Annotated in this window: 26 protein-coding genes; 10 read left to right on the forward strand and 16 right to left on the reverse strand. The window is 65.1% G+C overall.

Going from position 1 to position 22,649, the window contains the following annotated elements:
- Nucleotides 1-5 precede the first annotated feature (5 nt).
- Genes ACZYW1_RS08735 through ACZYW1_RS08745 form a run of 3 tightly spaced genes read right to left on the reverse strand, consistent with a single transcriptional unit; the run spans nucleotide 6 to nucleotide 1,833 of the window.
- The gene (locus tag ACZYW1_RS08735) at nucleotides 6-506 is read right to left on the reverse strand and encodes a GNAT family N-acetyltransferase (protein WP_463784968.1); all 501 of its coding nucleotides are present in this window, start codon (nucleotides 504-506) and stop codon (nucleotides 6-8) included.
- A 44-nt stretch (nucleotides 507-550) separates the two neighbouring features.
- On the reverse strand, nucleotides 551-1,456 hold the full coding sequence (locus ACZYW1_RS08740) for an SAM-dependent methyltransferase (protein WP_463784970.1): 906 nt from the start codon (nucleotides 1,454-1,456) through the stop codon (nucleotides 551-553).
- A gap of 2 nt (nucleotides 1,457-1,458) precedes the next feature.
- Nucleotides 1,459-1,833: a DUF3054 domain-containing protein gene (locus ACZYW1_RS08745; protein ID WP_463784971.1), complete on the reverse strand. Its 375-nt coding sequence runs from the start codon at nucleotides 1,831-1,833 to the stop codon at nucleotides 1,459-1,461.
- 141 nt (nucleotides 1,834-1,974) lie between these two features.
- Here ACZYW1_RS08745 and ACZYW1_RS08750 point away from each other — a divergent pair, with 141 nt between their 5' ends.
- Nucleotides 1,975-2,523, forward strand: coding sequence for a Dps family protein (locus tag ACZYW1_RS08750; RefSeq protein WP_463784973.1), 549 nt, complete (start codon nucleotides 1,975-1,977; stop codon nucleotides 2,521-2,523).
- Between the two features lie 154 nt (nucleotides 2,524-2,677).
- A complete protein-coding gene (locus ACZYW1_RS08755; RefSeq protein ID WP_463784974.1) occupies nucleotides 2,678-3,640 on the forward strand; it encodes a ferritin-like domain-containing protein in 963 nt (320 codons plus the stop codon).
- Nucleotides 3,641-3,718: 78 nt separating this feature from the next.
- Here the strand turns inward: ACZYW1_RS08755 and ACZYW1_RS08760 are convergent, their stop codons facing one another.
- Genes ACZYW1_RS08760 through ACZYW1_RS08770 form a run of 3 tightly spaced genes read right to left on the reverse strand, consistent with a single transcriptional unit; the run spans nucleotide 3,719 to nucleotide 5,721 of the window.
- Nucleotides 3,719-4,216 (reverse strand): winged helix-turn-helix transcriptional regulator, encoded by a 498-nt coding sequence (locus ACZYW1_RS08760; protein ID WP_463784976.1) that lies wholly within the window; start codon nucleotides 4,214-4,216, stop codon nucleotides 3,719-3,721.
- Nucleotides 4,217-4,261: 45 nt separating this feature from the next.
- Nucleotides 4,262-4,795, reverse strand: a complete 534-nt coding sequence (locus ACZYW1_RS08765) for a PaaI family thioesterase (protein WP_463784978.1) — start codon at nucleotides 4,793-4,795, stop codon at nucleotides 4,262-4,264.
- On the reverse strand, nucleotides 4,792-5,721 hold the full coding sequence (locus tag ACZYW1_RS08770) for an NmrA family NAD(P)-binding protein (RefSeq protein WP_463784979.1): 930 nt from the start codon (nucleotides 5,719-5,721) through the stop codon (nucleotides 4,792-4,794). Before ACZYW1_RS08770 ends, ACZYW1_RS08765 begins: the two co-directional genes overlap by 4 nt.
- A gap of 350 nt (nucleotides 5,722-6,071) precedes the next feature.
- Here ACZYW1_RS08770 and ACZYW1_RS08775 point away from each other — a divergent pair, with 350 nt between their 5' ends.
- The 5 genes from ACZYW1_RS08775 to ACZYW1_RS08795 all read left to right on the forward strand — a co-directional run bounded on the left by ACZYW1_RS08775 (nucleotide 6,072) and on the right by ACZYW1_RS08795 (nucleotide 11,035).
- Nucleotides 6,072-6,956 carry an NmrA family NAD(P)-binding protein gene (locus ACZYW1_RS08775; RefSeq protein WP_463784981.1) on the forward strand — a complete coding sequence of 295 codons (885 nt, stop codon included), beginning with the start codon at nucleotides 6,072-6,074 and terminating at the stop codon, nucleotides 6,954-6,956.
- Between the two features lie 90 nt (nucleotides 6,957-7,046).
- Nucleotides 7,047-7,490: an MmpS family transport accessory protein gene (locus ACZYW1_RS08780; protein ID WP_463784983.1), complete on the forward strand. Its 444-nt coding sequence runs from the start codon at nucleotides 7,047-7,049 to the stop codon at nucleotides 7,488-7,490.
- On the forward strand, nucleotides 7,487-10,324 hold the full coding sequence (locus tag ACZYW1_RS08785; protein WP_463784985.1) for an MMPL/RND family transporter: 2,838 nt from the start codon (nucleotides 7,487-7,489) through the stop codon (nucleotides 10,322-10,324). Before ACZYW1_RS08780 ends, ACZYW1_RS08785 begins: the two co-directional genes overlap by 4 nt.
- On the forward strand, nucleotides 10,321-10,740 hold the full coding sequence (locus ACZYW1_RS08790; RefSeq protein WP_463784987.1) for a hypothetical protein: 420 nt from the start codon (nucleotides 10,321-10,323) through the stop codon (nucleotides 10,738-10,740). Before ACZYW1_RS08785 ends, ACZYW1_RS08790 begins: the two co-directional genes overlap by 4 nt.
- A 130-nt stretch (nucleotides 10,741-10,870) precedes the next feature.
- On the forward strand, nucleotides 10,871-11,035 hold the full coding sequence (locus ACZYW1_RS08795; protein WP_463784989.1) for a hypothetical protein: 165 nt from the start codon (nucleotides 10,871-10,873) through the stop codon (nucleotides 11,033-11,035).
- Between the two features lie 17 nt (nucleotides 11,036-11,052).
- Here ACZYW1_RS08795 and ACZYW1_RS08800 read toward each other — a convergent pair whose 3' ends face one another.
- A complete protein-coding gene (locus ACZYW1_RS08800; protein ID WP_463784991.1) occupies nucleotides 11,053-11,406 on the reverse strand; it encodes a hypothetical protein in 354 nt (117 codons plus the stop codon).
- A 72-nt stretch (nucleotides 11,407-11,478) separates the two neighbouring features.
- On the opposite strand from ACZYW1_RS08800, the gene ACZYW1_RS08805 reads away from it, so the two are divergent.
- Both ACZYW1_RS08805 and ACZYW1_RS08810 read left to right on the forward strand, forming a co-directional pair.
- Nucleotides 11,479-12,663: an acyl-CoA dehydrogenase family protein gene (locus ACZYW1_RS08805; protein WP_463784993.1), complete on the forward strand. Its 1,185-nt coding sequence runs from the start codon at nucleotides 11,479-11,481 to the stop codon at nucleotides 12,661-12,663.
- A 44-nt stretch (nucleotides 12,664-12,707) separates the two neighbouring features.
- Entirely contained in the window at nucleotides 12,708-13,808 is a 1,101-nt protein-coding gene (locus ACZYW1_RS08810) for an acyl-CoA dehydrogenase family protein (protein ID WP_463787761.1), read from the forward strand.
- A 6-nt stretch (nucleotides 13,809-13,814) separates the two neighbouring features.
- Here ACZYW1_RS08810 and ACZYW1_RS08815 read toward each other — a convergent pair whose 3' ends face one another.
- A complete protein-coding gene (locus tag ACZYW1_RS08815; RefSeq protein ID WP_463784995.1) occupies nucleotides 13,815-14,036 on the reverse strand; it encodes a hypothetical protein in 222 nt (73 codons plus the stop codon).
- A gap of 60 nt (nucleotides 14,037-14,096) precedes the next feature.
- A complete protein-coding gene (locus tag ACZYW1_RS08820; RefSeq protein WP_463784996.1) occupies nucleotides 14,097-14,795 on the reverse strand; it encodes a hypothetical protein in 699 nt (232 codons plus the stop codon).
- Nucleotides 14,796-15,206: 411 nt separating this feature from the next.
- Here ACZYW1_RS08820 and ACZYW1_RS08825 point away from each other — a divergent pair, with 411 nt between their 5' ends.
- The gene (locus tag ACZYW1_RS08825; RefSeq protein WP_463784997.1) at nucleotides 15,207-16,064 is read left to right on the forward strand and encodes an SDR family oxidoreductase; all 858 of its coding nucleotides are present in this window, start codon (nucleotides 15,207-15,209) and stop codon (nucleotides 16,062-16,064) included.
- Here the strand turns inward: ACZYW1_RS08825 and ACZYW1_RS08830 are convergent, their stop codons facing one another.
- The 7 genes from ACZYW1_RS08830 to ACZYW1_RS08860 all read right to left on the reverse strand — a co-directional run bounded on the left by ACZYW1_RS08830 (nucleotide 16,065) and on the right by ACZYW1_RS08860 (nucleotide 22,605).
- Complete coding sequence (locus ACZYW1_RS08830; protein ID WP_463784999.1) at nucleotides 16,065-16,400, reverse strand: YnfA family protein; 336 nt, start codon at nucleotides 16,398-16,400, stop codon at nucleotides 16,065-16,067.
- Between the two features lie 3 nt (nucleotides 16,401-16,403).
- Nucleotides 16,404-17,558 carry a cellulase family glycosylhydrolase gene (locus ACZYW1_RS08835; protein WP_463785001.1) on the reverse strand — a complete coding sequence of 385 codons (1,155 nt, stop codon included), beginning with the start codon at nucleotides 17,556-17,558 and terminating at the stop codon, nucleotides 16,404-16,406.
- A 122-nt stretch (nucleotides 17,559-17,680) separates the two neighbouring features.
- Complete coding sequence (locus tag ACZYW1_RS08840) at nucleotides 17,681-18,913, reverse strand: O-succinylhomoserine sulfhydrylase (protein WP_463785003.1); 1,233 nt, start codon at nucleotides 18,911-18,913, stop codon at nucleotides 17,681-17,683.
- Nucleotides 18,910-19,323: a rhodanese-like domain-containing protein gene (locus tag ACZYW1_RS08845; RefSeq protein WP_463785005.1), complete on the reverse strand. Its 414-nt coding sequence runs from the start codon at nucleotides 19,321-19,323 to the stop codon at nucleotides 18,910-18,912. The genes ACZYW1_RS08840 and ACZYW1_RS08845 overlap by 4 nt, the downstream gene beginning before the upstream one ends.
- 102 nt (nucleotides 19,324-19,425) lie before the next feature.
- A complete protein-coding gene (gene purT, locus ACZYW1_RS08850) occupies nucleotides 19,426-20,646 on the reverse strand; it encodes a formate-dependent phosphoribosylglycinamide formyltransferase (protein ID WP_463785006.1) in 1,221 nt (406 codons plus the stop codon).
- Between the two features lie 22 nt (nucleotides 20,647-20,668).
- Nucleotides 20,669-21,310: a PaaI family thioesterase gene (locus ACZYW1_RS08855; RefSeq protein ID WP_463785008.1), complete on the reverse strand. Its 642-nt coding sequence runs from the start codon at nucleotides 21,308-21,310 to the stop codon at nucleotides 20,669-20,671.
- A complete protein-coding gene (locus ACZYW1_RS08860) occupies nucleotides 21,307-22,605 on the reverse strand; it encodes an adenylosuccinate synthase (protein WP_463785010.1) in 1,299 nt (432 codons plus the stop codon). Before ACZYW1_RS08860 ends, ACZYW1_RS08855 begins: the two co-directional genes overlap by 4 nt.
- Nucleotides 22,606-22,649 lie beyond the last annotated feature (44 nt).

Raw genomic sequence — 22,649 nt, forward strand, 5'->3', positions numbered from 1 at the left:
CGCGGTCATGACAAGACCTTGACGAATGCGATCGGAAACACCGGGCCACGTGCGGGCAACGGTGCCGCAAGTCGGGTGTAGCCGGTGGCTTCGTAGAGCGCCTCGGCCTCGGGCTGGCGGTGACCCGTCGTCAGGTACACCCGCCGGTATCCGCGTTCGGCGATGACGTTCTCCAACTCCGCCAGCAACGCTGTGGCATAGCCGCCGCGGCGGTACTCCCGGCCGGTCCAGATCCGCTTGAGCTCGGCGGTCTGCGCGTCGAAGCGCTGGAACGCGCCGCCGGTGACAGCCACGCCGTCCAGCTCGCCGATCAGAAAACCGCCGTCGGGCGCCGCGAAATCTGCCGCCGGAACCGACTTCAGCCAGGCCATCACGGTTGGGGTGGTGCTCTCGTAGCGCTGTGCGTATTCCACGGCCAACTCGTCCAGCAGTGGTCTGGCCCGGGGATCATCCGCAGTCACCGTCACAAAGCGGAGCTGCTGCGCGGGCGTGATAGGTGACGGCATCACTTCATTCCCAACGTCTCGCTGTCGACCACATTCCGGTGCGGCTAGGTAAAGAATGCCCGGACGTAGCGCCCGGCCACCGGAACGCCGGTCAAGTCCTGACGGCGCAAACCGGGAAGCCCGGTCGCGGTGAACAGATTCTGGAGTTCGGTGACCACCGTTCGCCAGCCGAGCGCCGCCAGCGACTCGGCGGCATCGTGATGCTCACCCTGGTGGGTCAGCTCGGCCATGTTGCCTCGGTAGCCGAACCGGCGCCAGCGCTTGGCGAGAGCGTGTTCTTGGCTCAGCAGCGGGGGTTGCCGTTCGGGCAGATAATCCGCTGCGGCACGGCTTCCCGGAGCGCTCAACGCCGTGACGTTGTCGAGCAACCGATCCTGAGCGGCCGGCTTGAGGAATCCGATCAGCAGCCCCTCGGCGATCCACACCGTCGGCTGGGTGGCATCGAAGCCGATCCGCCGAAGCGCCTCCGGCCAATCCTGGCGCAGGTCGACACCCACCGCCCGACGATTGGCCGTCGGAGTGGCTTCGAGTGCACGCAGAGTCCGGGTTTTGAAATCGATGACACGCGGCTGGTCCAGTTCGTAGACGGTCGTGCCGGCCGGCCACCACAACCGGTACGGCCGCGCATCCAACCCTGACGCCAAAATCACTGCCTGTCGTATTCCGGCTCGGCAGGCATCGGTGAGGAAATTGTCGAAGAAACGGGTCCGGACGGCGAAAAGGTCTGTCAGCAAAGCCATTCCGTTGTCATCACCGAGATCGCTGAGGGCCAGTTCACCGGTGGCCACCTTGGTGAAGAAGTCCACCCCGACGGCGCGGACCAGTTGCTCGGCGAAAGGATCGCTGATCAGCCCGGCCCGGTTGGCCAACGCTCTCGCGGTCGCCACCATGGTGGCTGTGGTTCCGACGCTGGTGGCCGGCCCCCAGGTATCGCTGTCGGTCCGGGCCATGCTCAGACCGAACCCGACCGGCGCAATTCGAGCCGTGCAATCAGTCGCCATCCGAGCAGCAGAACCGCAGTGACTGTCGAGGCAACCACGACGAAGCTGCCGGCCACGCTGGCGGACGTGGCTTTGCGCAGCAGCAACCCGATCGCGACCGTGCACAACCACACCAGCACCCCGGTGGGGTACACGGCCGTCGGCCGGCGCCAGGCCTGCGACAACAGCCATCCGACCGCGGTCCCACTCAAGAAGGGCCACGACGTGGTGGCGATGCCGGCCGAGGTGAGGCCCTCGTCGTGATTGCGCCTTCCCACCGCGCAAAAGAACACAACACAGACGACGTCGATGCCCAGCCAGGCCAGATTCCGTCGCCGATGCGCCATGCGACGAGGTTACCGGGACAGCATCGGTCAGGAACCGGTTCGGGTTGACCACCGGCCCCTCTGGGTACACCTTCGTGAGACCAAAGCGCCCCGCGACCAGTTGGTGAGCGCATTTCACGGTCGATAATGAACGGAAATCGAATGTCACGCTTCACAATTCCGGGTCTTTCGGACTCCCAGGGCGCCGAAGTCGCGGCCCTGTTGCAAAAGCAACTCAGCGCCTACAACGACCTGCACCTGACCCTGAAACACGTGCACTGGAATGTCGTGGGACCGAGCTTCATCGGCGTGCACGAGATGCTCGACCCGCAGGTGACGCTGGTGCGGGGCTACGCCGACGAGGTGGCGGAGCGTATCGCCACGTTGGGCGCTTCCCCCAAGGGCACACCCGGGGCGATCATCGAGGACCGGACCTGGAACGACTACTCGCTGGGACGCGACGTCACCGGTGCGCACATGGCCGCACTCGATCTGGTGTACGCGGGCATCGTCGAAGACACGCGGAAGCACATCGCGCGACTCGACGACCTGGATTTGGTCACGCAGGACTTGTTGATCGCGCACGCAACCGAACTCGAGAAATTCCAGTGGTTCATTCGCGCCCACCTCGAGAACGCCGGCGGGAGCCTGATCAACGCCGGAGCCAAAACCGAAAAAGCTGCGGCCCGCGCCGCCGTCGGTGCCGCATAGCACCGCTGAAATCGGCTGTGTTGCAGCTAATTAAGCGTTGATGACATTGGTCACAACGCGGGCTTTCTGGGGTTACCTTCCGCCGCTGCAGGGTAGTCGCTGACAAGGTGCATCGCACAAATCGACTCAATCAATTCATAGGAGCAGTTCCTTCGTGACTAATTCCCAAACCAGTTCTCTCATCGCGCAATTGCGCACCGTGCTGGACCTGACCAATACTGAAATTCAAATCGCCGAAACCCGTGTGGCGCAAGCCCGTACCGATGCGGTGCGCCGCGAACTGACGCAGAACGCCGCCAACGGCCGCGACCGTGCGGTAGCGATTGCGGCGGCCATTCGCGATCTGGGTGGCTTCCCCGATGTGATCGGACCGTTCCTGGGCCGTGCCGGGGCCGCAGTCAAGGCCCTCACCGAACAGGCTCAGCCGTTCAGCGAAGCTCTCCTGGGCGACCTCGCACTCGAGGGGCAACTGCTGGACCGCTCGCGTTACATCAAGGCGCTCGCTGTCGCCGCAGAGCGTTCGGACATCGCCGACCTGGCCACCCGCCTGGTGGACGCACACTCCGCGACGGTGGACTGGATCACCACCGTGCTCGCCGAAGACGCGCTCGGCGGACCAGCCGCTCTCCGTCGCACACCTCTCCAGGCGGCGGCCGGGTCGGTCGTCAAACTGGTCAACCTGCCGGTCAACTGGTCGACCCGGGGCGTCGACCGCGCTGTGGAAGTCGTCCGCTCGACGGCGCCGGCGTTCAACGACTTGCTGAGCCGCGGCGCGCACGCCGGCGATGTGGCAGCGAAAGCAGCGGTCGCCGCGCGGGATGCCGCGATGCAGTCCGCGGAAAGAGTGATCCGCGACCAGGGCAACACCCAGTTGGCCGATGCGGTCCACTCGGCGCGCAGCGTGACCGGTGTGCTGAGCTCCGATGAGTTGCCCATCGACAACTACGACGAGCTCAATCAGACCGACGCGGTGGCGGCGATCAAGGAATTGACCGCTCCGCACGACATCCGGGCGATCGTCGCCTACGAGGAAGCAAACAAGGATCGCTCGCGCGTGGTGTCGGCAGCCCAGACCCGCGTGGCCGCCATCGCCCAAGAGGTAGTCGGCATCAGCTGACAGTCCTTGCGCAGTTTCGGCAAGAGCCCCCGCAGCGAATCGGCTGCGGGGGCTTTTCCTGTCCGGCGTGACGTCAGCTCAGCGCTTGTGCCGCGGGCGAATGCGCGCTTCCGCCTGGGCGAGCTGGACGGTATGGCCTTCGGCGCATTGCACATGGGTCGCCAATGGTGCGCCGCAACCCTCACCGTGGACGAAGTCGAGCCGCCGAGCGTCGCCCTGCAGCAACATGCCGAAGTCGACCAAGCTGACCAGAAGAGGAAACAGCTGTCGACCACGACCGGTGAGCACGTACTCGTAACGGGTCCGCTGCCCCGGCGTCTTATAGGGCTGCTTCACCAGGACGCCGGCGTCCACAAGCTGCTTGAGACGCGTCGCGGCAATCTGTTCGGTGAATCCAGCTCGTTGCGCGAAATCTTCGAAACGAGTTGTGCCCCAGAATGCCTCACGAAGCAAGATCAGGGCGGAACGGGTGCCGATCGTGTCCAAGGCACGTTCGATCGGACAGACCTCCCGATAACCGGTTCGGTCCCCATCCGCGAGGCGTCCCGTCAGAGTCATCGCGTCAACGGCATTCATGCGCACATCCTACGCCGCTGACCATACTTTCATATAGCCAGACGGTCATCGCCCGGGGATGATCAAGCAGCTACTCGTCGCCGTCGCCAGTAGCTTGCCGGCCTCGGTGGTCAGCGACGCTTCGGCCAGTGCGGTTCGACGGCCCAGGTGGCGGACAGTGCCAGTGCATCTGACCGGTCCGGTGTCCACCCGGATCGCGCCGAGAAATCGCACCGAAAGGTCCTGGCTGGTGTAGCCGGTACCGGCGGGCAGCAGGCTGTGCACCGCGCATCCCGCTGCCGAGTCCAGCAGCGTGCTGTAGACCCCGCCGTGCACCGAACCGATTGGGTTGTAATGGAATTCCGCCGGCACCATGGAGAAGACGACGACTCCGGACTCGACAGATTCCATCCGCATGTTCAACGTGTGCAGCAGCGGCGGCGCAGGCAGGGTGCCGGCTTGCATGGCGCGCAGGTAGTCCAGGCCTGTCATCTCGGCGGCGGCTTGCGCCCCGGTCAGTGGATCCTCCCAGCTGAAGGTTCGGGTGCGACGCGCGTCGTCTTGACCACTGTGCGATTCTGTCGCCAATGTATCGGTCATGCTGATGCCTCCCATTGGTTTCGATTGGCGCGTAGGAACTCTCGCATGGACACCGGCTTCCGATTGATCAGGCGAGTCAGCTCGTCGGAGTCGACCGGCAACGCTCCCCGAGCCGCCACCGCCGCCCCTACGTTGGCGATATGGCCGGCCATCGCTCGATTGACGACGCCGGCCGGATGGGCATTCGACACGTCGATGAGTTCGGCACGCCACCGGTCTGGTGAGATCGGCTCGAAGGTGATGGGGCGGCCGAGTTCCTCGGTCAGCATCTCGGCGATCTCATGGTGGTTCAGCAGTTCCGACCCGGTCGGATAGCAGACTGGACCGTCAAATGCACCCGGGCGCAGCAGCGCCGCTACCGCCAGCTCCCCGGCGTCGTCGCCATGGATCCAGCCGACTGCGCTGTCACCGAAGCTGTTGCGCAGCAGATTCTCTCGTCTGATCGAGTCGCCGTGCAACGCGATGAGGTTCTGATGGAATGTGGCGCCGATCCGCAGAATGAGCACGTCGAGACCGCCCCAGGTCATCACCTCTTCCGCCAGCCACTGGGCCCGGCCCAGTTCGCTCGGGTGAAGTGGATGGGCGGGCCCCATCGACATCACGACGGTGCTCAGTGCACGTCCCGTCTCGCGCACCGCAGCGGTGTAATTGGCTGCGGCGGTGACAACTCCGGCGTCCACCGGGTAGGTGAAGTAGGCCTGCTCGACGTCGGCGAGGGCGGCCACCAGGCTGCGCCGGTCGTGCAGGTCTCCGATCACCACTTCCGCGCCGAGGGCGGCCAGCGCATCGGTGCGATCGCTGAGCGTGCGGGCCAGGATGCGGACCGGCCTGCCTTCCTCACGCAGCCTGCGGGCGACGTGCGCGCCGGTGGACCCGTGCCGGCCGGTGGCACCAGTCACCAGGATCGGTGCGGCTGATCCGCTCATCGAGACCCTCCTCGGGTACACGCGACGACGTCGCCGCTCGCTCGGTTCGTCCAACGATGGTAGCTGTCTTGATTAATGTCAAGCCAACTAATCCTCTGGCATCCGATAGATGTTGTCGCAGCGGCTTTTCGGCAGTGCCAAGACATCAACCGCATGGGCGGAGGCGCGCTCACCGGTGTGAGCGGACGTACAAATCCAATTGTAAACCTGTTTTGAACTGCATTTATTCCGAATCTGACGACGCTTTTCGAGTTTGCGCCAATGCCGCTAGATAGCTTGACTTGAATAGAGCTAGCTGTGACAGTAACCAGCGGAAGCACATCTCCGCGACACTCTCGAAAGGCCTGACGATGACGACCGACACAGCCACCCTGCTGGTCACCGGAGCGGCCGGGCGCACCGGCGGCTACGCCACGAAACTCCTCCTGGAGCGCGGTCATCGCGTCCGCGCGTTGGTTCACCGTTTCGACGATCGCGCCGCCCGATTGCGCGATGGCGGGGCTGATGTGGTCGTCGGCGACCTGCACGACATCGACACGGTCCGCGAGGCCGCCGACGGCGTTCGTGCGGCGTACTTCGTCTATCCGATCGACGCAGGACTGCTCGAGGCGACCACCACGTTCGCCGAAGCCGCCGAGGACGCCGGGGTCGAAGCGATCATCAACATGTCACAGATCTCGGCCCGTCGCGCCGCGGCCAGTGACGCGGCACGCATTCACTGGTTGGGCGAGCGGATTCTGGATTGGTCGCCGATCGCTGTGACGCACTTGCGCCCAACTTATTTCGCCGAATGGTTCACGATCTTCTGTGCGACGCAGATTCGCGACGAGGGTGTCATGCGGCTGCCGTTCGGCGACGGCCGCCACGCGCCGATCACCGCCGAGGACCAGGGCCGCGTGATCGCCGCCATCCTGGAGAACCCGGCTGAGCACGCCGGACAGGTCTACCCGCTGTTCGGCGCGGTCGAGATGAACCACTACCAGATTGCCGAGGCCATCTCCGAGACGCTGGGACGCCCGGTGCGTTACGAGCCGGCGGACATCCCGACCTGGATCGAGGGCATCACATCGCTGGGTTTCCCGGACTTCCTGACCCAGCACCTGTCCCATGTCGCGGTCGACTATCAGAACGGGATCTTCGCCGGAACCAACGACCTGGTCGAACGAATCGGCGGCAAAAAGCCCACCACGGTGCAGGAATTCATCGCCGATCATCGCGCGGAATTCACCGACTGACCTGAAGAGCGCGACGGGCATCGACATGACGATTTCCGAGCCCCGGCCGGTCGGCGTGGGTGATCGGGAGCGAGCACGAAAGGCAAACCAGTGAGCCAACGGTCGACCGGCCGTGCCCTGTTGCAAAGGTGGTGGCAAGCCTTGGTCACCGTCATCGCGCTGAGTCTGGGCGTGGTGTGCATGTGGAAGGTGCACCAGTCCTCCGAACCGAAGCCGGTCATCACCGTCAACGGTCCACAGGCTCCTGAGGAATTCAACCCGAAACGGTTGACCTACGAGGTGTCTGGATCCATCGGCAGCGGCGGAATGCTGGTCTACGTCGACATCGACGGACATCCGCACAAGGTCGACATCACGGCATTGCCCTGGTCGCACACCGAGACGACGGTGTTGACCGTCGTCTCGGGCAGCATCTCGGCGCACGTCCACGGCGGGCAAGCCGTCTGCCGGATGCTGGTGGACGGCGTTGTCCGAGACCAGCAGTCGACGACCCACTCCGACGCCGACGTCCAGTGCCGGGTGAAGTCCGCATGAGCGCCCATCGGGCCGGCCGGCCATTCGTCGCCAGGACGGTTCGGGTGCTGTCGATACCGATCATCGTGTTCTGGGCGTTCCTGGCGGTATCCACCAACGCCTTTATGCCACAGGTGGAACGGGTCGCCGAAGAACTCGCCGGCCCGATGGTTCCGACCTACGCGCCGTCCCAGGTTGCGATGCTCAAGATCGGCGAAAAGTTCCACGAGTCCACCTCGACCAGTCTGACCATGGTGGTGTTGGAAGCAAACCGCCCGCTGGATGAGCAGGACCACACCTATTACGACGATTTGATCGGGCGGCTGCGCCGCGACACCCGACACGTGCAGTACGCCATGGACCTGTGGGGCAAGCCGTTCACCGCCGCGGGCGCCCAGAGCATCGACGGCAAATCCACCTACGTGTTGTTGCGTCTCGCCGGCGACATCGGGCAGATGGAGGCCAACCAATCCGTGGACTCCGTCCGCGAACTCATTGACAACGACACTCCCCCAGCGGGTCTCAAGGTCTATGTCAGCGGTGCGGCTCCGCTCGCCTCGGACACCTTGTCGATCGCGGATTCAAGCCTGAACAACATCACGATCGTGACGGTCATCCTCATCTTCATCATGCTGCTGTTGGTGTATCGCCGGCTCACCACCCTGGTCGTGCCCATGTACAGCGTGCTGTTCGAGATCCTGGTGGCCAAAGGTGTCGTGTCGACACTGGGCCACATCGGCGCCATCCCGTTGTCGTCGTTCGCGGTCAACGTCGTCATCTCGCTGACGCTGGGCGCCGGGACCGACTACGGCATCTTCCTGATGGGTCGGTATCAGGAAGCACGCCTGGACGGGGAGAGTCCAGAAGAGGCGTATTACACCGCTTTCAAAGGTGTAGCGCCCATCATCATCGGATCGGGGCTTACCATCGCCGGCGCCTGCTTCTGCCTGAGCTTCGCCCGCCTCAACTACTTCCACACGATGGGGCCCGCGGTCGCGGTCAGCATGCTGTTCACGATCGCCGCGGCGCTCACGCTGGCCCCGGCGCTGCTGACCCTCGGCAGCATCTTCGGCCTGTTCGAACCGCGCACACAGGTCAAGGGAACGCTGTATCGGCGGATCGGCGCGAGCGTGGTGCGCTGGCCGGTGCCGATCCTCGCGGCCAGTTCCGCCGTCGTCATGGTCGGTGCGGTGTTCGTGCCGACCTACACACAGAATTACGACGATCGCCAGTACCAGCCGACGAGCGCATCGGCGAAGAGGGGCTTCGCGGCAGCCGACCGGCACTTTCCGCCGAGCAAGTTGTTCTCCGAGATGCTGATGGTCGAAACCGACCACGACATGCGCGATTCCGCAGACTTCATCTCGCTGGACCGCGTTGCCAGGGCATTGATTCGACTGCCCGGCGTGGCCATGGTGCAGAGCATCACCCGGCCGTTGGGACGACCGCTCGAACACGCCTCCATCCCCTACCTGTTCACGACGCAAGGCAGCGGAAACGGTCAGCAGCTTCCGTTCAACCGGGAGCAGAACATGAACACCGACCAGCAGGCGGACATCCAAGCGCACTCGGTGGCGGTGCTGCGCAAAGAGATCGGCTTTTTCCAGAAGGTGTCGGATGAGATCCACAACACCGTGCTCACGGTCGAGGATCTGGAGAAGATCACGGCAGAGATGAACGAGGAGATCTCGAACCTCGACGACTTCTTCCGGCCGATCAAGAGCTATTTCTATTGGGACAAACACTGTTTCGACATCCCGATCTGCTGGGCGCTGAGATCGGTGTGGGACACCCTGGACCACATCGACCACCTGGCCGAGGACATCAACAAGACCCGGGTCTCTCTGGTCGAGATCGACAAGGCGTTCCCGCCCATCATCACCCAGCTCAAAGCCACCGCCGACGACACCGATGCTTTGAAGGCGAAGCTGGTCAACTCCTACGGTTCCGCCGATCTTCAATCCCGCGCGACCGAGCAGACCTTCGATGACTCGATCAACGTCGGCAACGACTGGGACAGATCCCGTAGCGACGACTTCTTCTACATCCCGCATGAGGGATTCGACAACGAGGACGTCAAAACCGGTATGCAGCTGATGATGTCGCCGGACGGCCGGGCAGCCCGCTTCATCGTGACGCACGAGGGCAACGCGATGGGGCCCGAAGGGGTGCAGCATGTCGAGCAGTTCCCCATGGCGATCACGACGATCCTCAAAGAGACCTCGCTGGCCGGCGCGCGCGTCTACATCGGTGGATCGGCGTCGAACAACAGCGACATCAAGCGATACGCGATGTCGGATCTGCTGATCGCCGCGATCGCCGCCTTCGTATTGATCTTCCTGATCATGATGTTCCTGACCCGAAGTCTGATGGCAGCCTTCGTGATTCCGAGCACCGTGGCATTCTCCTACGCCGGAGCCTTCGGTCTCTCGGTGCTCTTCTGGCAACACCTGATCGGGCTGCCACTGCACTGGCTGATCCTGCCGCTGTCGTTCATCATCCTGGTCGCCGTCGGCTCGGACTACAACCTGCTGCTGATCGCCCGGGTCAAAGAGGAGTTGCAGGCCGGGCTGCACACCGGTCTGATCCGTGCGCTGGGAAGCACCGGAGGCGTGGTGACGTCCGCGGGTCTGGTGTTCGCATTCACCATGCTGGCGATGTTGATCAGCGATCTCCGGACGATCGGCCAGCTCGGATCCACCGTGTGCATCGGGTTGCTGCTCGACACCTTGGTGGTCCGGTCATTCGTGGTTCCGTCGATCGTCACCATTCTCGGAAAGTGGTTCTGGTGGCCAACACTGGTGCGTTCGCGTCCACTGCCACCGAAATCGAGGCCGACAGGAGTACGGCAATGAACTGGAACGTGTGGAACTACCTGACCGCGATCACCTTCGTACTCGCACTGGTCTTCGCCACATGCGCGTCCGTCTACGTCGGGCGCGTCCTACGGCGACAGCCGGTGCCGCTGACCAACGAAGTCAACAGCGTGCCGACGGTGCTGGGCAAGTTACGCAAGCGAGTTGCGTTGGAGGACTACGAAAAGCCACTCGCCACCCAGGTCGTCGACGCCCGTAGACCTCTGATGGCGTTCTCGATCCCGGCCGCCTTCTTCACCGTGGGAGCATTCTACGTCGTCGGCAGCCTCGAGCATCTGCACGGCGCCCAGCCGTCCGAGCGGACCTACCTCGGCTTCATCCCGATGATCACCTCGACGAACCTGACCATGCGGATGTTCCTGAGCGGGCGGTTGAAGAGCCGGATCGAGAAGTAGCGCGATCCCGGCCGCGAGGTGTGCGGGGTGTGAACCGCAACCGGCCACGTGGCGAAAGGCTGTTGAAGTGTTGCCCGACTGCGCAGTGAGCGCCCGCACCGGATGCGCTGCCCGCTTATCGTCGAGAAATGTGACCACCGCAGACCCACCGCGCGAGCCGGATCCCGCGGCCAGCGCACCGGCGCGCAACTCCCTCGACAATCGCCGGCGTTCCGCCGACGTTCGCCGGGAGGGCAGCTTCTGCAGTTGCGGCATGCAGCGCTCGCTCACCGGCATCTGCGTCAACTGCGACTAGCGTTGCGGCCGAACGCGTTACGGCACCCGCGTCCAGGGCTGACAGTTCCTCGACTCGAAGGCCTTGACCCCGGTGTTGATGTTCGCATACATCGGGCCGACTGATGAATTGGTCTGCAGCACATGGTCCTTGGCCGCATCCGGCGTGCTGTAGGTGAACCAGGAACACATCGAGTCCTCGGTCGGCACGTTGTTGATCCAGACACCGAACGTCGAACCCGACCCGCTGGTGTGATACAGCCCGGGGGCGACGTCGGGCCCGACCACGAAGATGCCGTTTCCCGGGATCGGGTCCACCGGATCGGCGCCGGCCGGCGGCGCCAGCGCGAGAGCCAGCAGGAAGGCGGCCGAGAGGCGAAGTAATGGGGGCATGGCGCTATCCCTTCGTGCCGGTTCCCCCCCAGGCAGCCTAGGCCGGGTTGTCCGCGGTGGCAGTATGAGGCCATGAGCACTGGCACACTTCCCGCCTTCAATCCGCAGGATCCGCTCGGCCTGGACGTCTCGCTGTCCGACGACGAGATCGCGGTGCGTGACACGGTCCGTCAGTTCTGCGCCGAGCACGTCCTCCCGCACATCGCGGAGTGGTTCGAAATCGGCGACCTACCGGTGCGCGACCTGGCCAAACACTTCGGGCAGCTCGGCCTGCTGGGCATGCACCTGGAAGGTTACGGCTGCGGCGGGGCGTCCGCCGTGCACTACGGGCTGGCCTGCACCGAACTCGAGGCCGCGGACTCCGGCATTCGCTCGATGGTGTCGGTGCAGGGTTCGCTGGCCATGTTCGCCATCTGGCGATTCGGCTCCGAGGAGCAGAAGCAGCAGTGGCTGCCGGGCATGGCCGCAGGAGAACTGCTCGGCTGTTTCGGGCTGACAGAGCCCGACGCCGGATCCGACCCCGCCTCGATGAGCACCCGCGCCAAGCGCGACGGCTCGGACTGGGTGCTCAACGGCCGCAAGATGTGGATCACCAACGGGTCGGTCGCCGACGTCGCGGTGGTCTGGGCGGCCACCGACGACGGCGTGCGCGGCTTCGTGGTGCCCACCGACACGGCCGGGTTCTCCGCGAACACCATTCACCACAAGCTCTCCCTGCGGGCATCGATCACCAGTGAACTGGTCCTCGACGACGTTCGTCTCCCCGAGGACGCGCTGCTGCCGGACGTCAAGGGGCTCAAGGGTCCGTTGTCCTGTCTGTCGGAGGCGCGCTACGGCATCATCTGGGGTTCGATGGGCGCCGCCCGATCGGCGTGGCAGGCCGCGCTGGAATACGCCGGCGAACGCACTCAGTTCGGTCGCCCGATCGCCGGATTCCAGCTGACCCAGGCCAAACTCGTCGACATGGCCGTCGAGTTGCACAAGGGCTTGTTGCTGGCTCTGCAACTGGGACGGCTCAAGGACGGTGCCGGTTTGCGCCCCGAGCAGGTCAGCTTCGGCAAACTCAACAACACCCGTGAGGCGATCGAGATCTGCCGCACCGCGCGAACCATCCTGGGCGGCAACGGAATCTCGCTGGAATACCCCGTGATTCGGCACATGGTCAACCTGGAGTCGGTGCTCACCTACGAAGGCACCCCCGAAATGCACCAACTGATCCTCGGCCAGGCCTTCACCGGTTTGGACGCCTTCCGGTGAGCGTGCGTTTGGAGTACACCTCCGAACATCGGCAATTCCGTGACATGGTGCATGACTTCGTGCAGCAGACGGTGGTGCCCGCCCACGAAGAGTGGGAGAAAGCCGGTTGCGTGGACCGGTCGTTGTTCACCGAGGCCGGCAAGTTCGGCCTGCTGGCCTTCTCGGTTCCCGAGGAGTTCGGCGGCCCCGGCGTCGAGGACTTTCGCTACAACGCGATCGTGGTCGACGAACTCCAGCGGGCCGGCGCGGCCGCCGAGGCCATCGCGCTCTCGCTACAGAACGACATCGTGCTGCCCTATCTGACCGACCTGACCACCACCGAGCAGAAGCGGCGCTGGCTACCGGGCGTCGTCACCGGGGAGACGGTGATCGCGATCGCGATGACCGAGCCGGGCGCCGGCAGCGACCTCGCCGGCATCCGCACCACCGCGGTGTGCGACGGCGACGACTACGTGCTCAACGGCGCGAAAACCTTTATCTCCAATGGGCAAACCGGCGACCTCTTCGTCGTCGTGGCACGCACCGGGACCGACCGTCACAAGGGTCTGTCGCTGTTCGTCGTCGACCCGGACACGCCCGGCTTCAGCCGAGGCAGGAATCTGGAGAAGATCGGTCTGCACGCCCAGGACACCAGCGAGCTCAGCTTCACCGACATGCGGGTCTCGGTCGACAATCTGCTCGGCGAGGAAGGCCGCGGCTTCTATCAACTGATGAACAACCTGCCGCAGGAACGCCTGTCGCTGGCCGTCGGCGCGGTGGCCGCGGCTGAGGGTGTATTGGCCGAGACCCTGAACTACGTCAAGCAGCGCAAGGCTTTTGGCTCGCCGATCGCGAGTCTGCAGAACACCCAGTTCGTGATAGCCGAGCTGGCGACTGAAATCGACGTCGCCCGTACCTATCTCGACGATTGCATCGCCGAACATCTGGCCGGTGAGCTGACTGCCGCGCGAGCGGCAAAACTGAAGTGGTGGACCACCGAGCTCCAGGTCCGGACCGCGGACCGCTGTCTGCAGCTGCACGGCGGTTACGGGTACATGCGGGAGTATCCGGTGTCACGCGCGTTCGTCGATGCGCGCATCCAGACCATCTACGGCGGGACCACCGAGATCATGAAGACGATCGTCGCCAAGGACCTCGGGATCTGAAGTAAATCAGGCGCTTTCGCGGGAGATCATCGACATCCCGTTGACGCCCGGCACCACCGGGGCTTCGAGAGGCGAAGGCAGCCGTTCGGCGGCGCCGACCAGAATCAGCGAGGCCGCGGTGTTCGGGTCTACCTGCCATTGCGACCCGCCGGCGAATTTGACCAATTTATCCCGACTCTCGACGTCGGTGGCGAACATGATCCAAACGGGTTCTGAGCTGTTATCCATGGTGGTTACCTCTGCGGGCTCGGTGGACGGGACGTGGGTCTGTTTGGTGGCGGACAATCGCTACGCCACCTCGAATGCCTGCGCCAGGACGAGTTGTTCCGGGGTGGACGGAATCAAGGTCGAGATGTCGGTGACGACTGGCCCGCGGCGGAATTGCTCATGGAGCAAATCCCTTGTCTCACTAACGATTTTGGCCAGCTGACCGGGCCGCGCGTGGCTGACGAAGTCGCGCCGGTCCCACCACATCATCTTGGTCCGGTACTGCTCGCTGGGATACGGCGTCGCCGGGACGGGTGCAACCACCGAGCCGGACGATCGCCAGCTGTTCAGCACCGGAGTGGCGGCCGTGCACATCGTGTACTGGAAATCCAGGATGACCATCATGTAGAAGCAGCTGCGGGCCAGGGCGGTGGTGAGCAGTGGATTCCGGTCGGCGGCATCGGTCACCCAACCGCTCTTCATTTCCAGAACCCCGTAAGGCACGCGCTCGGCGATCATCGCGCGCACATCCTGCTGGCCGGGCTGGCCGGCCCACTCTTCGACAGCGTGGGAGTCACCGGCGCAGCGCAGCGCAATCGCGCGGTAACCGCCGACGACATGACCGGCGTCATCGACCACCGCAGCGAACATGATGGTGTCGTCACCGCTGCGCAAGGCCTCGAGATCGAGCGCGCACTCGACACCACGCTTGCTGTAGCTGCGAACGGCGCCCGCGGCGTATTCCGCCCATAGATCCCGGTCGATCGACGGCTGTGACACGACGAGAGTGCCTTCGATGTCAGAATCAGGCCAGCTGAAACTCCGACCGAGGGAGAAACCTCCGACGACGCTGCCCGTAGACATTGGCCTCATCGATCTCCCCTTTCTGCGGAAGCAGACCGGACTTCGGCAGATCCGCTCTGTTTCATGATTTAGGTATCGTTTGATCCATAAGCAATATCAGACGGTATTGAAACCGCGCAATAGTTGGGTCGTCCGACTTATTGGACAGCCTCAGACCTGCTGATCGGTATGTCCTTTGGACGGCCCTGCGCTGCGCCGCGTTCCCAATCCGGCGCTGACCAGTGACGACCGTTCCGAATTTCGACGGCTTCTCCTGGCTGGGCAGCTCTCCCGGCGGGCTTGATCGCACGGTTCCGCGTCAGACTTGACACCTGTAAAGTTCGTCGGATGGACAACATCAGGGGCAAGACCGTCGTCATCACCGGCGCTGCGCGCGGTATCGGGTATGCGACCGCGCAGGCGTTGTTGGCCCGGGGTGCCCGGGTCGTCATCGGCGACCGGGACATCGACGTTCTGGAGACCGCCGTCGCAGGGATCAGCAGCCTGGGACAGGTGAGCGGTCATCCCCTCGACGTCACCGACAAAGAGTCCTTCGCGGCCTTCCTCGACAAGGCCCGCGCCGACGGTGGTGGCCACATCGATGTCTTGATCAACAACGCGGGCGTCATGCCGGTGGGCCCGTTCCTCGAACAATCGGCACAGGCGATCCGGTCGTCGATCGAGGTGAATCTCTACGGCGTGCTCACCGGCTGTCAACTGGTGCTGCCCGACATGGTCAAGCGCCGTAGCGGGCACATCATCAACATCGCATCGCTGGCAGGCATGGTGGCCGTGCCCGGTCAAGTGGTGTACGCAGCAACAAAATTCGGCGTGGTCGGTTTGTCGACCGCGATGGCTGACGAGTTCGCGCCGCAGGGTGTCACCGTCACCGCGGTGCTGCCCACGTTCACCAACACCGAGCTGATCGCGGGCACGTCACCGTCATCCGCGCAGAAGCCGGTCGAGCCGTCCGAGATCGCCGCGGCAATCGTCAAGGTCCTCGACAAGCCGAAATCCCGTGTATCGGTCCCTAGTTGGGGTAAATCGTTCGCGGCCGTCGCGACCCTGATGCCCGACCGGGGCCGGCGCTGGCTCAACAAGAAAATGGGCAACGACACGGTGTTCCTCAAATTCGACACCGGCGCGCGCCGAAGCTACGAGGACCGCGCGCAGCACGCGACAGGTGTCATCGAACACACCGAGTGATCAGCCTCCGCGCGGGGCGTACATGATCAGGCCGACGCCGGCCAGGCAGACCGCCGCGCCCACGACATCCCAGCGGTCGGGCCGATAACCGTCCAGTGCCATGCCCCACGCCAGCGACCCGGCGACGAACACTCCGCCATAGGCGGCCAGTACCCGGCCGAATTGCGAGTCAGTCTGGAATGTCGCGATGAAACCGTAAGCCCCGAGGGCGATTACGCCGAACCCGGCCAAGATCCAGGGGCGATGCTCGCGAACGCTCTGCCACACCAGCCACGCACCGCCTATTTCGAGCAGCGCGGCCAGCATGAACAACGCGATCGACTTTGCGACGTCCATGCGTCAGCCGAACGTGGCGGCGCTCAGGCTTCTGATGGTCTGAGATTCGATGTTCTGAAACGCAGTCCCGTCCGGACGCAGCAGATCGTGGAACCACACCTTGGGGACCGCCGAGTACGGATGCTTCCACGAATCCCAGGGGAAGTACGTCTGCGTCCTACCGGCCACCAGGCCCCAGTTGATCGCGCCGACGTTGTGGCGCTTGGCAATAGGCAAGATCGATTCGATCGTGCTGCCCTGCGATCGGGCCATGTATTCGGTGCACAGAATCGGGCGGCCGTGCGGGGTCAGCTCACCGATGCGTGACTCGAACGCCGACGGCCCGGCGTAGGAGTGGAAGCTGATCACGTCGGAGTTGGCCAGCTGGATGTTCTGAATTGCCGTGCGGCTACCGGCATCTGCCCACTCGCCATCCCACACGCCGCTGGTCAGGGGCTGACGCGTGTCGACGGAGCGCGCCCAGGTGAACACCTGGGGAAGCAGGTCGGCCACCCGGTCCAGCTTGTCACCACGCTCTACGCTGGCGTACTGCGGCGCGGGATTGTCGGGTTCATTCCACACATCCCAGCCCAAGACCCGGTCGTCGTTGCGGAACTGGCCCATCACACCCGTGACGTAGTCCTGCAGGGTTCGGGTGTAGCTCTTGTCGTCGATGCGGTCGGCACCCGGGCCCTGGACCCAACCCGAGTTGTGCACCCCGGGAGTCGGGGCATGCTGGCGACCCACTTGAGGATGTGGATCCCAGCAGGAGTCGAACAACACGAAAAGCGGCTTGATCCGATGCCGTGCCGCAATCCCGACGAACTGCGCCAAACGGGCCTGGAAGCCGCGAGCGTCCTGAGCCCAGAGCTGATCGTGCAGAAAAACCCGCACGGTGTTGAGTCCATGCAAACGGGCCCAACCGAGTTCGGTGTCGATGCGGCGCGGGTCATAGGTGCCCGGCTGAAACATCTCGAGCTGGTTGATCGCGGTGGAGGTGATGAAGTTCGCTCCGACCGGCCAACCCTGGGCCTGGTACCAGCGATTGGCGCGATCAGAGGACCAGCGACTCGACTCCGCGGACGCGCGTGGCGGCTCAGCGGAGGCGCGTGGCACTTGAGCCAGAGCCGTGCCCGCCGCCAGCAGCAACGGCAGCTTCAGAACAGTGCGGCGGTACACATCGCGACGATAAATCGCGCGAGGCGCGGTTCCCGGTATTCAACGAGCGCGTCGCGCCAGTTGTTATCTCGCTGTCACCAAGCGGGCGCGTCGCGCCGGGCCCGCGCGACCGTGGGAGGGCCTCAGCCCAGCGCCCGGTCGATGTCGGCGAGCAGGTCGTCGGTGCCCTCCAGGCCCACCGAAATGCGGACCACCCCGTCACCCAGGCCGATGGCGGCCCGGCCTTCCGGCCCCATCGCGCGGTGGGTTGTCGTCGCCGGATGCGTGACAAGGGATTTCGAATCGCCGAGGTTGTTGGAGATGTTGATCAACTGCAGACCGTCGATCACCTCGAATGCGCGTTGCTTGGCCGCCCCGTCGGGGGCATCCAGCCCGAAGGTCACCACAGTGCCACCGCCGGACATCTGCCGCTTGGCGAGGTCGTACTGCGGGTGCGACGTCAAGAACGGATAGCGTACCCATCGCACGGCCGGATGGCCTTCCAGGTACTCGGCGATCCGTTGTGCCGATCGGTTCTGGTAGTCGACTCGAATCGACAGTGTCTCAAGGCCTTTGAGCATCACCCAGGCGTTGAAGGCACTCATCGCCGGGCCGGTGTGACGCATCAGTTTCTGCACCGGACCGTCGATGTACTCCTTGTCGCCGAGGATGGCGCCGCCGAGCACCCGCCCTTGGCCGTCGATGTGCTTGGTACCGGAGTAGACCACGACGTCGACGCCGAGCGGGAAACCCTGCTGCAGTAGTGGAGTGGCAAAGACATTGTCCAACACGACCTTTGCCCCGGCAGCGTGGGCGAGCTCGCTGACCGCGGCGATGTCGACCAGCGACTGCATCGGGTTGGACGGCGTCTCGAAGAACACCGCCTGAGTCGGCACCGACAGCGCCTGCTCCCACTGCGCCAGGTCCTCACCGTCGACGAGCACGGTCTCGACCCCCCAGCGCGGCAGGATCTCGCTGCACACCACGAAGCAGGATCCGAACAGACTGCGGGAGGCCACCAGTCGGTCGCCGGCGCCGAGTAGCGCGCCCAGCGAGGTGAAGACCGCGGCCATTCCGCTGGCGGTGGCGAATGCCGCGGGTGCGCCTTCGATCAGGCGCAACCGCTCTTCGAACATGCTGATCGTCGGGTTGCCGTAGCGCGAGTAGACGTAGCGGTCCACCTCGCCGGTGAACGCCTTCTCCGCCTCAGCCGAGGAGCCGTAGACATAGCCGGACGCCAGGAACATGGCCTCGGAGGTCTCTTCGAACTGCGACCTCAGGATTCCGCCGCGCACGCCGATGGTGGCCTGGCTGACCCCCTCGGGCAGTGGCTCCGGTATCCGGACCGAGGGCACCTCCGGCTGAGCAGGGTTCATGTCTGCTTCCAGGGCAGACCCACTGCGCGCCAACCACTTCCGCCACGGTGCTGCTCGTCGTCGAGCTGTCCTTCGAAGCCGTCGATCACGTTGTAGGACGGCGCGACGCCGGCCTCGGTGGCAGCCTCGGCCGCCCCGATCGATCGATTGCCGGAGCGACACAGGAACACCACGGGGCGGTCGTCGCGAGCCGGGACACTGTCGAGCAGATCGGCGACGAAGTTGTCGTTGTGCTTGCCGTCGAGGCTATTCCATTCGATGTAGACCACATCGCGGCTCAGGCCGGCGAGATCGGGGACACCGACGAACCGCCATTCGGCCTCGGTGCGAACGTCGACCAGCACGGCCTCGGGGTTGTCGCTGAGCAGCTTCCACGCCTGCTCGGGGCTGATATCTCCTGCGTACGTCATGCGCCGCTCCTCCTCATCGCCTGCGCTCTCCATCTTCGCCGGCGCGGCTCACCCGCGTGAGTCTCGCACATTCGGCTGGGACACCGGCGACGGGCCGAGGGCCTACCAGAGCTTGCGCAGCGCGGTCGACACATCCCGGGCGCGGCCGCGGGCGGTGGCCACGTCGGCGGCGGTGACGACGGCCGCCCCCAGCGGACGCCGTGCCTCAGACTCATCGCGAGTGAATACCCGGACATCGCTCTCGGTAGTGCGCAGCGCGTCACCCAGCGCGCTGCCGCGGCCAGGGCGCTGCGCCGAACCGTCGGTGCCGGCGTAGATGACTTCGGCGGCGCCCGGCGAAATCATGATGGTGTCGATCGGCAGTCCCAGGATGGCCCGCGCCTGCAGCTCGAATTCCGAGAGTCGCTGCGTGCGCACGGTGACGAGTCCGCTCTCGAACGGCCTCGCGGTGACGTCGCTGAAGTACACCTCGTCGCCGCGGACCATCAGCTCGACGCCGAACAGGCCGCGCCCGCCGAGCGCTTTGACCACGCGGGCCGCGATGGATTTGGCGGCGTCCAGCGCCGCCGGGCTGAGATCCTGCGGCTGCCAGGATTCCTGGACGTCGCCGATGGATTCGCCGTGCCCGATCGGCGCGCAGAAATCCAGCGTCGGCCCGGTGGATCCCTCGCTGCGGACCGTGAGCAGCGTGACGTGGAAGTCGATCTCGACCAGCGTCTCGGCCAGCACCCGGCTGTGGGCCAACCGCCCACCGGCGGACACCGCCCGCTGCCAGGACGGCTCGAGGTCTTCCGGCAGTAGAACCACCGACTGCCCTTCGCCGCCGACGGCAGCCACCGGCTGCACCCGCAACGGATAGCCGGCATGGTCGGCGATGGCGCGCAATTCGTCGAGCGATCCGGCAAACCAGAACGGCGCGGTGGGCAGGCCGAGCTCGTCAGCGGCCAGCCGGCGCATGCCTTCCCGGTCAGCGGTGAGCCGCGCGCAGCGGGCGGTCGGGACGAACTCCGCGGCACCGCTCTCGGCAGCGGCGGTCAGCGCGTCGGACGCCACCGCGTCGGACGCCGTCACCACGAAATTCGGGCGCAGCCGTCGGATCGCGGCACCCAGCTCATCGGTGTCGGCCATGTTGACCACCAGCGCCTGGTCCGCGACGCCGTGCGCGGGAGCGTCGGCATAGCGTTCGACGGCGATCACGTGGGCGCCCAGCCGCTGCAGGGCGACGGCCAGCTCGCGACTGAACTCCCCGGAGCCCAGCAGCATGACCGTCGGGCGGTCGGCATCGCCCGGCTGCGGCGTCGATTCGTTCTGCGGCGTGGTCACGATGCTCAGGATAGGTGGGGCGCTACGGCTGGCCGGGCAGCAACCGGATCATCAGGCCGTTGGCCTCGGCCAGCAGGGTCTCCCCGTCCAGCAGTTCGCCGCGGACGAACGCCTTGCGGCCCTCGGTCGCCGCGACGTGACCGCGCACCACCAACGGAGTGTCGGTCGGGGTGATCTTGCGGTAATCGACGTGCAGGAAGCCGGTGCGGCTGATCGGCCGGTTCGCGGCGTGCACCACCATCCCGAAGACGTGGTCGAACAGCAGCGGCAGCACACCGCCGTGCACCGCGCCGTTACCGCCGACATGGAATCGGCTGAAGTGGCCGCGCATCTCGACGCCGTCGGGGTCGAAGCGGCTCATCGTCCACGGCGGCAGCAACAGACTGCCCATCCCAGGAAGTTGCGGCGACCGGCCGGCCGGAGCCACTCCCTCGGACGCCGTGAACGGCGCGAGCTGCTCGCCCAGCGCCTCGGCCCGGGCGGCGGCGTCATCCCAGAGCTCGTCACTGGGGTCGGCCGACACCGCGAGATCCTGCAGCCGCCGCATGGCCGTCACGAATCGCCCGAAGCCGGGCCCGGGGCTGGCCGCGCCGTACTCCGGGAATCCGCCGTGGTGCTCGTAGTCGGGATCGAGCTGGTCGGGTCGCTGTTCGGAATCGGTCACGGGCGAGCCGCCAGGACGTCGCGACGCACGATGGTCTGGTCGCGACCCGGGCCTACTCCGATGCACGAAATATGGGCTCCGCCAAGCTCTTCCAGCCGCATCACGTAGTCGCGCGCCTTGGCCGGCAGATCGTCGAACTCGCGGGCCTCCGAGATGTCCTCCCACCAGCCGGGCAGCTCTTCGTAGATCGGCTCGGCGCGGTGCAGATCGCTCTGCGTCATCGGCATCTCGGAGGTCTCCTTGCCGTCGACGCGGTACCCGACACACACCGGGACCGTCTCCAAGCTGGACAGCACGTCGAGCTTGGTCAGGAAGTAGTCGGTGATCCCGTTGACCCTGGTGGCGTAGCGCGCGATGACGGCGTCGAACCATCCGCAGCGCCGGCGCCGGCCGGTGGTCACGCCGAACTCGCCACCGGTCTTGGACAGGTATTCGCCGTTCTCGTCGAACAACTCGGTCGGGAACGGGCCCGAGCCCACGCGGGTGGTGTAGGCCTTCAGAATTCCCAGCACCGTGGTGATCCGGGTCGGGCCGATACCCGAGCCCACCGCCGCGCCGCCGGCGGTCGGATTGGACGACGTCACATAGGGATACGTGCCGTGGTCGACGTCGAGCAACGTGCCCTGCGAGCCTTCCAGCAGGACGGTCTCGCCGGCCTCCAGTGCGTTGTTGAGCAGCAGCCGGGCGTCGGCGATGCGGTGCTTGAAGCTCTCCGCTTGGGTGAGCAGGGCCTCGACGACCTGCGCCGGATCGAGCGCTTTGCGGTTGTAGATCTTGACCAGCACCTGATTCTTGAATTCCAGCGCCGCTTCGATCTTGTGGGTGAGCACCTCTTCGTCGAGCACGTCGGCGACCCGGATCCCGATGCGGGCGATCTTGTCCTGATAGCAGGGCCCGATGCCGCGGCCGGTGGTGCCGATCTTCTTGTTGCCCATGTAGCGCTCGGTCACCTTGTCGATGGCCACGTGATACGGCATCAGCAGGTGCGCATCGGCGGAGATAAGTAGCCCGGAGGTATCAACACCGCGCCGCTCGAGCCCCTCGAGCTCGTCGAGCAGCACGCCCGGGTCGATCACCACGCCGTTGCCGATGACGTTGGTGACGCCGGCGGTCAAGATGCCTGACGGGATGAGATGCAGGGCGAAGTTCTCGCCGTTGGGCAATACGACCGTGTGCCCGGCGTTGTTACCGCCTTGGTAGCGAACGACCCAGTTTGTGCGGCCGCCGAGGAGGTCGGTGGCCTTGCCCTTGCCCTCGTCACCCCATTGGGCGCCGATCAGGACGATTGCCGGCATGGCTTACTCCTGTTAAATCCCACGTATTAAGGCCGCTTATTGTG

It is taken from the genome of Mycobacterium sp. IDUB_36 (genome assembly GCF_055419225.1).

Bases quoted from the DNA above. Each gene is read 5' to 3' on its own strand.
- ACZYW1_RS08745 (WP_463784971.1), bottom strand. From the start codon at position 1,833: ATGGCGCATCGGCGACGGAATCTGGCCTGGCTGGGCATCGACGTCGTC.
- ACZYW1_RS08735 (WP_463784968.1), bottom strand. From the start codon at position 506: ATGCCGTCACCTATCACGCCCGCGCAGCAGCTCCGCTTTGTGACGGTG.
- ACZYW1_RS08830 (WP_463784999.1), bottom strand. From the start codon at position 16,400: ATGGACGTCGCAAAGTCGATCGCGTTGTTCATGCTGGCCGCGCTGCTC.
- ACZYW1_RS08825 (WP_463784997.1), top strand. From the start codon at position 15,207: ATGGACAACATCAGGGGCAAGACCGTCGTCATCACCGGCGCTGCGCGC.
- ACZYW1_RS08860 (WP_463785010.1), bottom strand. From the start codon at position 22,605: ATGCCGGCAATCGTCCTGATCGGCGCCCAATGGGGTGACGAGGGCAAG.
- ACZYW1_RS08785 (WP_463784985.1), top strand. From the start codon at position 7,487: ATGAGCGCCCATCGGGCCGGCCGGCCATTCGTCGCCAGGACGGTTCGG.
- ACZYW1_RS08805 (WP_463784993.1), top strand. From the start codon at position 11,479: ATGAGCACTGGCACACTTCCCGCCTTCAATCCGCAGGATCCGCTCGGC.
- ACZYW1_RS08775 (WP_463784981.1), top strand. From the start codon at position 6,072: ATGACGACCGACACAGCCACCCTGCTGGTCACCGGAGCGGCCGGGCGC.
- ACZYW1_RS08750 (WP_463784973.1), top strand. From the start codon at position 1,975: ATGTCACGCTTCACAATTCCGGGTCTTTCGGACTCCCAGGGCGCCGAA.
- ACZYW1_RS08790 (WP_463784987.1), top strand. From the start codon at position 10,321: ATGAACTGGAACGTGTGGAACTACCTGACCGCGATCACCTTCGTACTC.
- ACZYW1_RS08800 (WP_463784991.1), bottom strand. From the start codon at position 11,406: ATGCCCCCATTACTTCGCCTCTCGGCCGCCTTCCTGCTGGCTCTCGCG.
- ACZYW1_RS08770 (WP_463784979.1), bottom strand. From the start codon at position 5,721: ATGAGCGGATCAGCCGCACCGATCCTGGTGACTGGTGCCACCGGCCGG.
- ACZYW1_RS08840 (WP_463785003.1), bottom strand. From the start codon at position 18,913: ATGAACCCTGCTCAGCCGGAGGTGCCCTCGGTCCGGATACCGGAGCCA.
- ACZYW1_RS08845 (WP_463785005.1), bottom strand. From the start codon at position 19,323: ATGACGTACGCAGGAGATATCAGCCCCGAGCAGGCGTGGAAGCTGCTC.
- ACZYW1_RS08815 (WP_463784995.1), bottom strand. From the start codon at position 14,036: ATGGATAACAGCTCAGAACCCGTTTGGATCATGTTCGCCACCGACGTC.
- ACZYW1_RS08810 (WP_463787761.1), top strand. From the start codon at position 12,708: ATGGTGCATGACTTCGTGCAGCAGACGGTGGTGCCCGCCCACGAAGAG.
- ACZYW1_RS08760 (WP_463784976.1), bottom strand. From the start codon at position 4,216: ATGAATGCCGTTGACGCGATGACTCTGACGGGACGCCTCGCGGATGGG.
- ACZYW1_RS08740 (WP_463784970.1), bottom strand. From the start codon at position 1,456: ATGGCCCGGACCGACAGCGATACCTGGGGGCCGGCCACCAGCGTCGGA.
- ACZYW1_RS08765 (WP_463784978.1), bottom strand. From the start codon at position 4,795: ATGACCGATACATTGGCGACAGAATCGCACAGTGGTCAAGACGACGCG.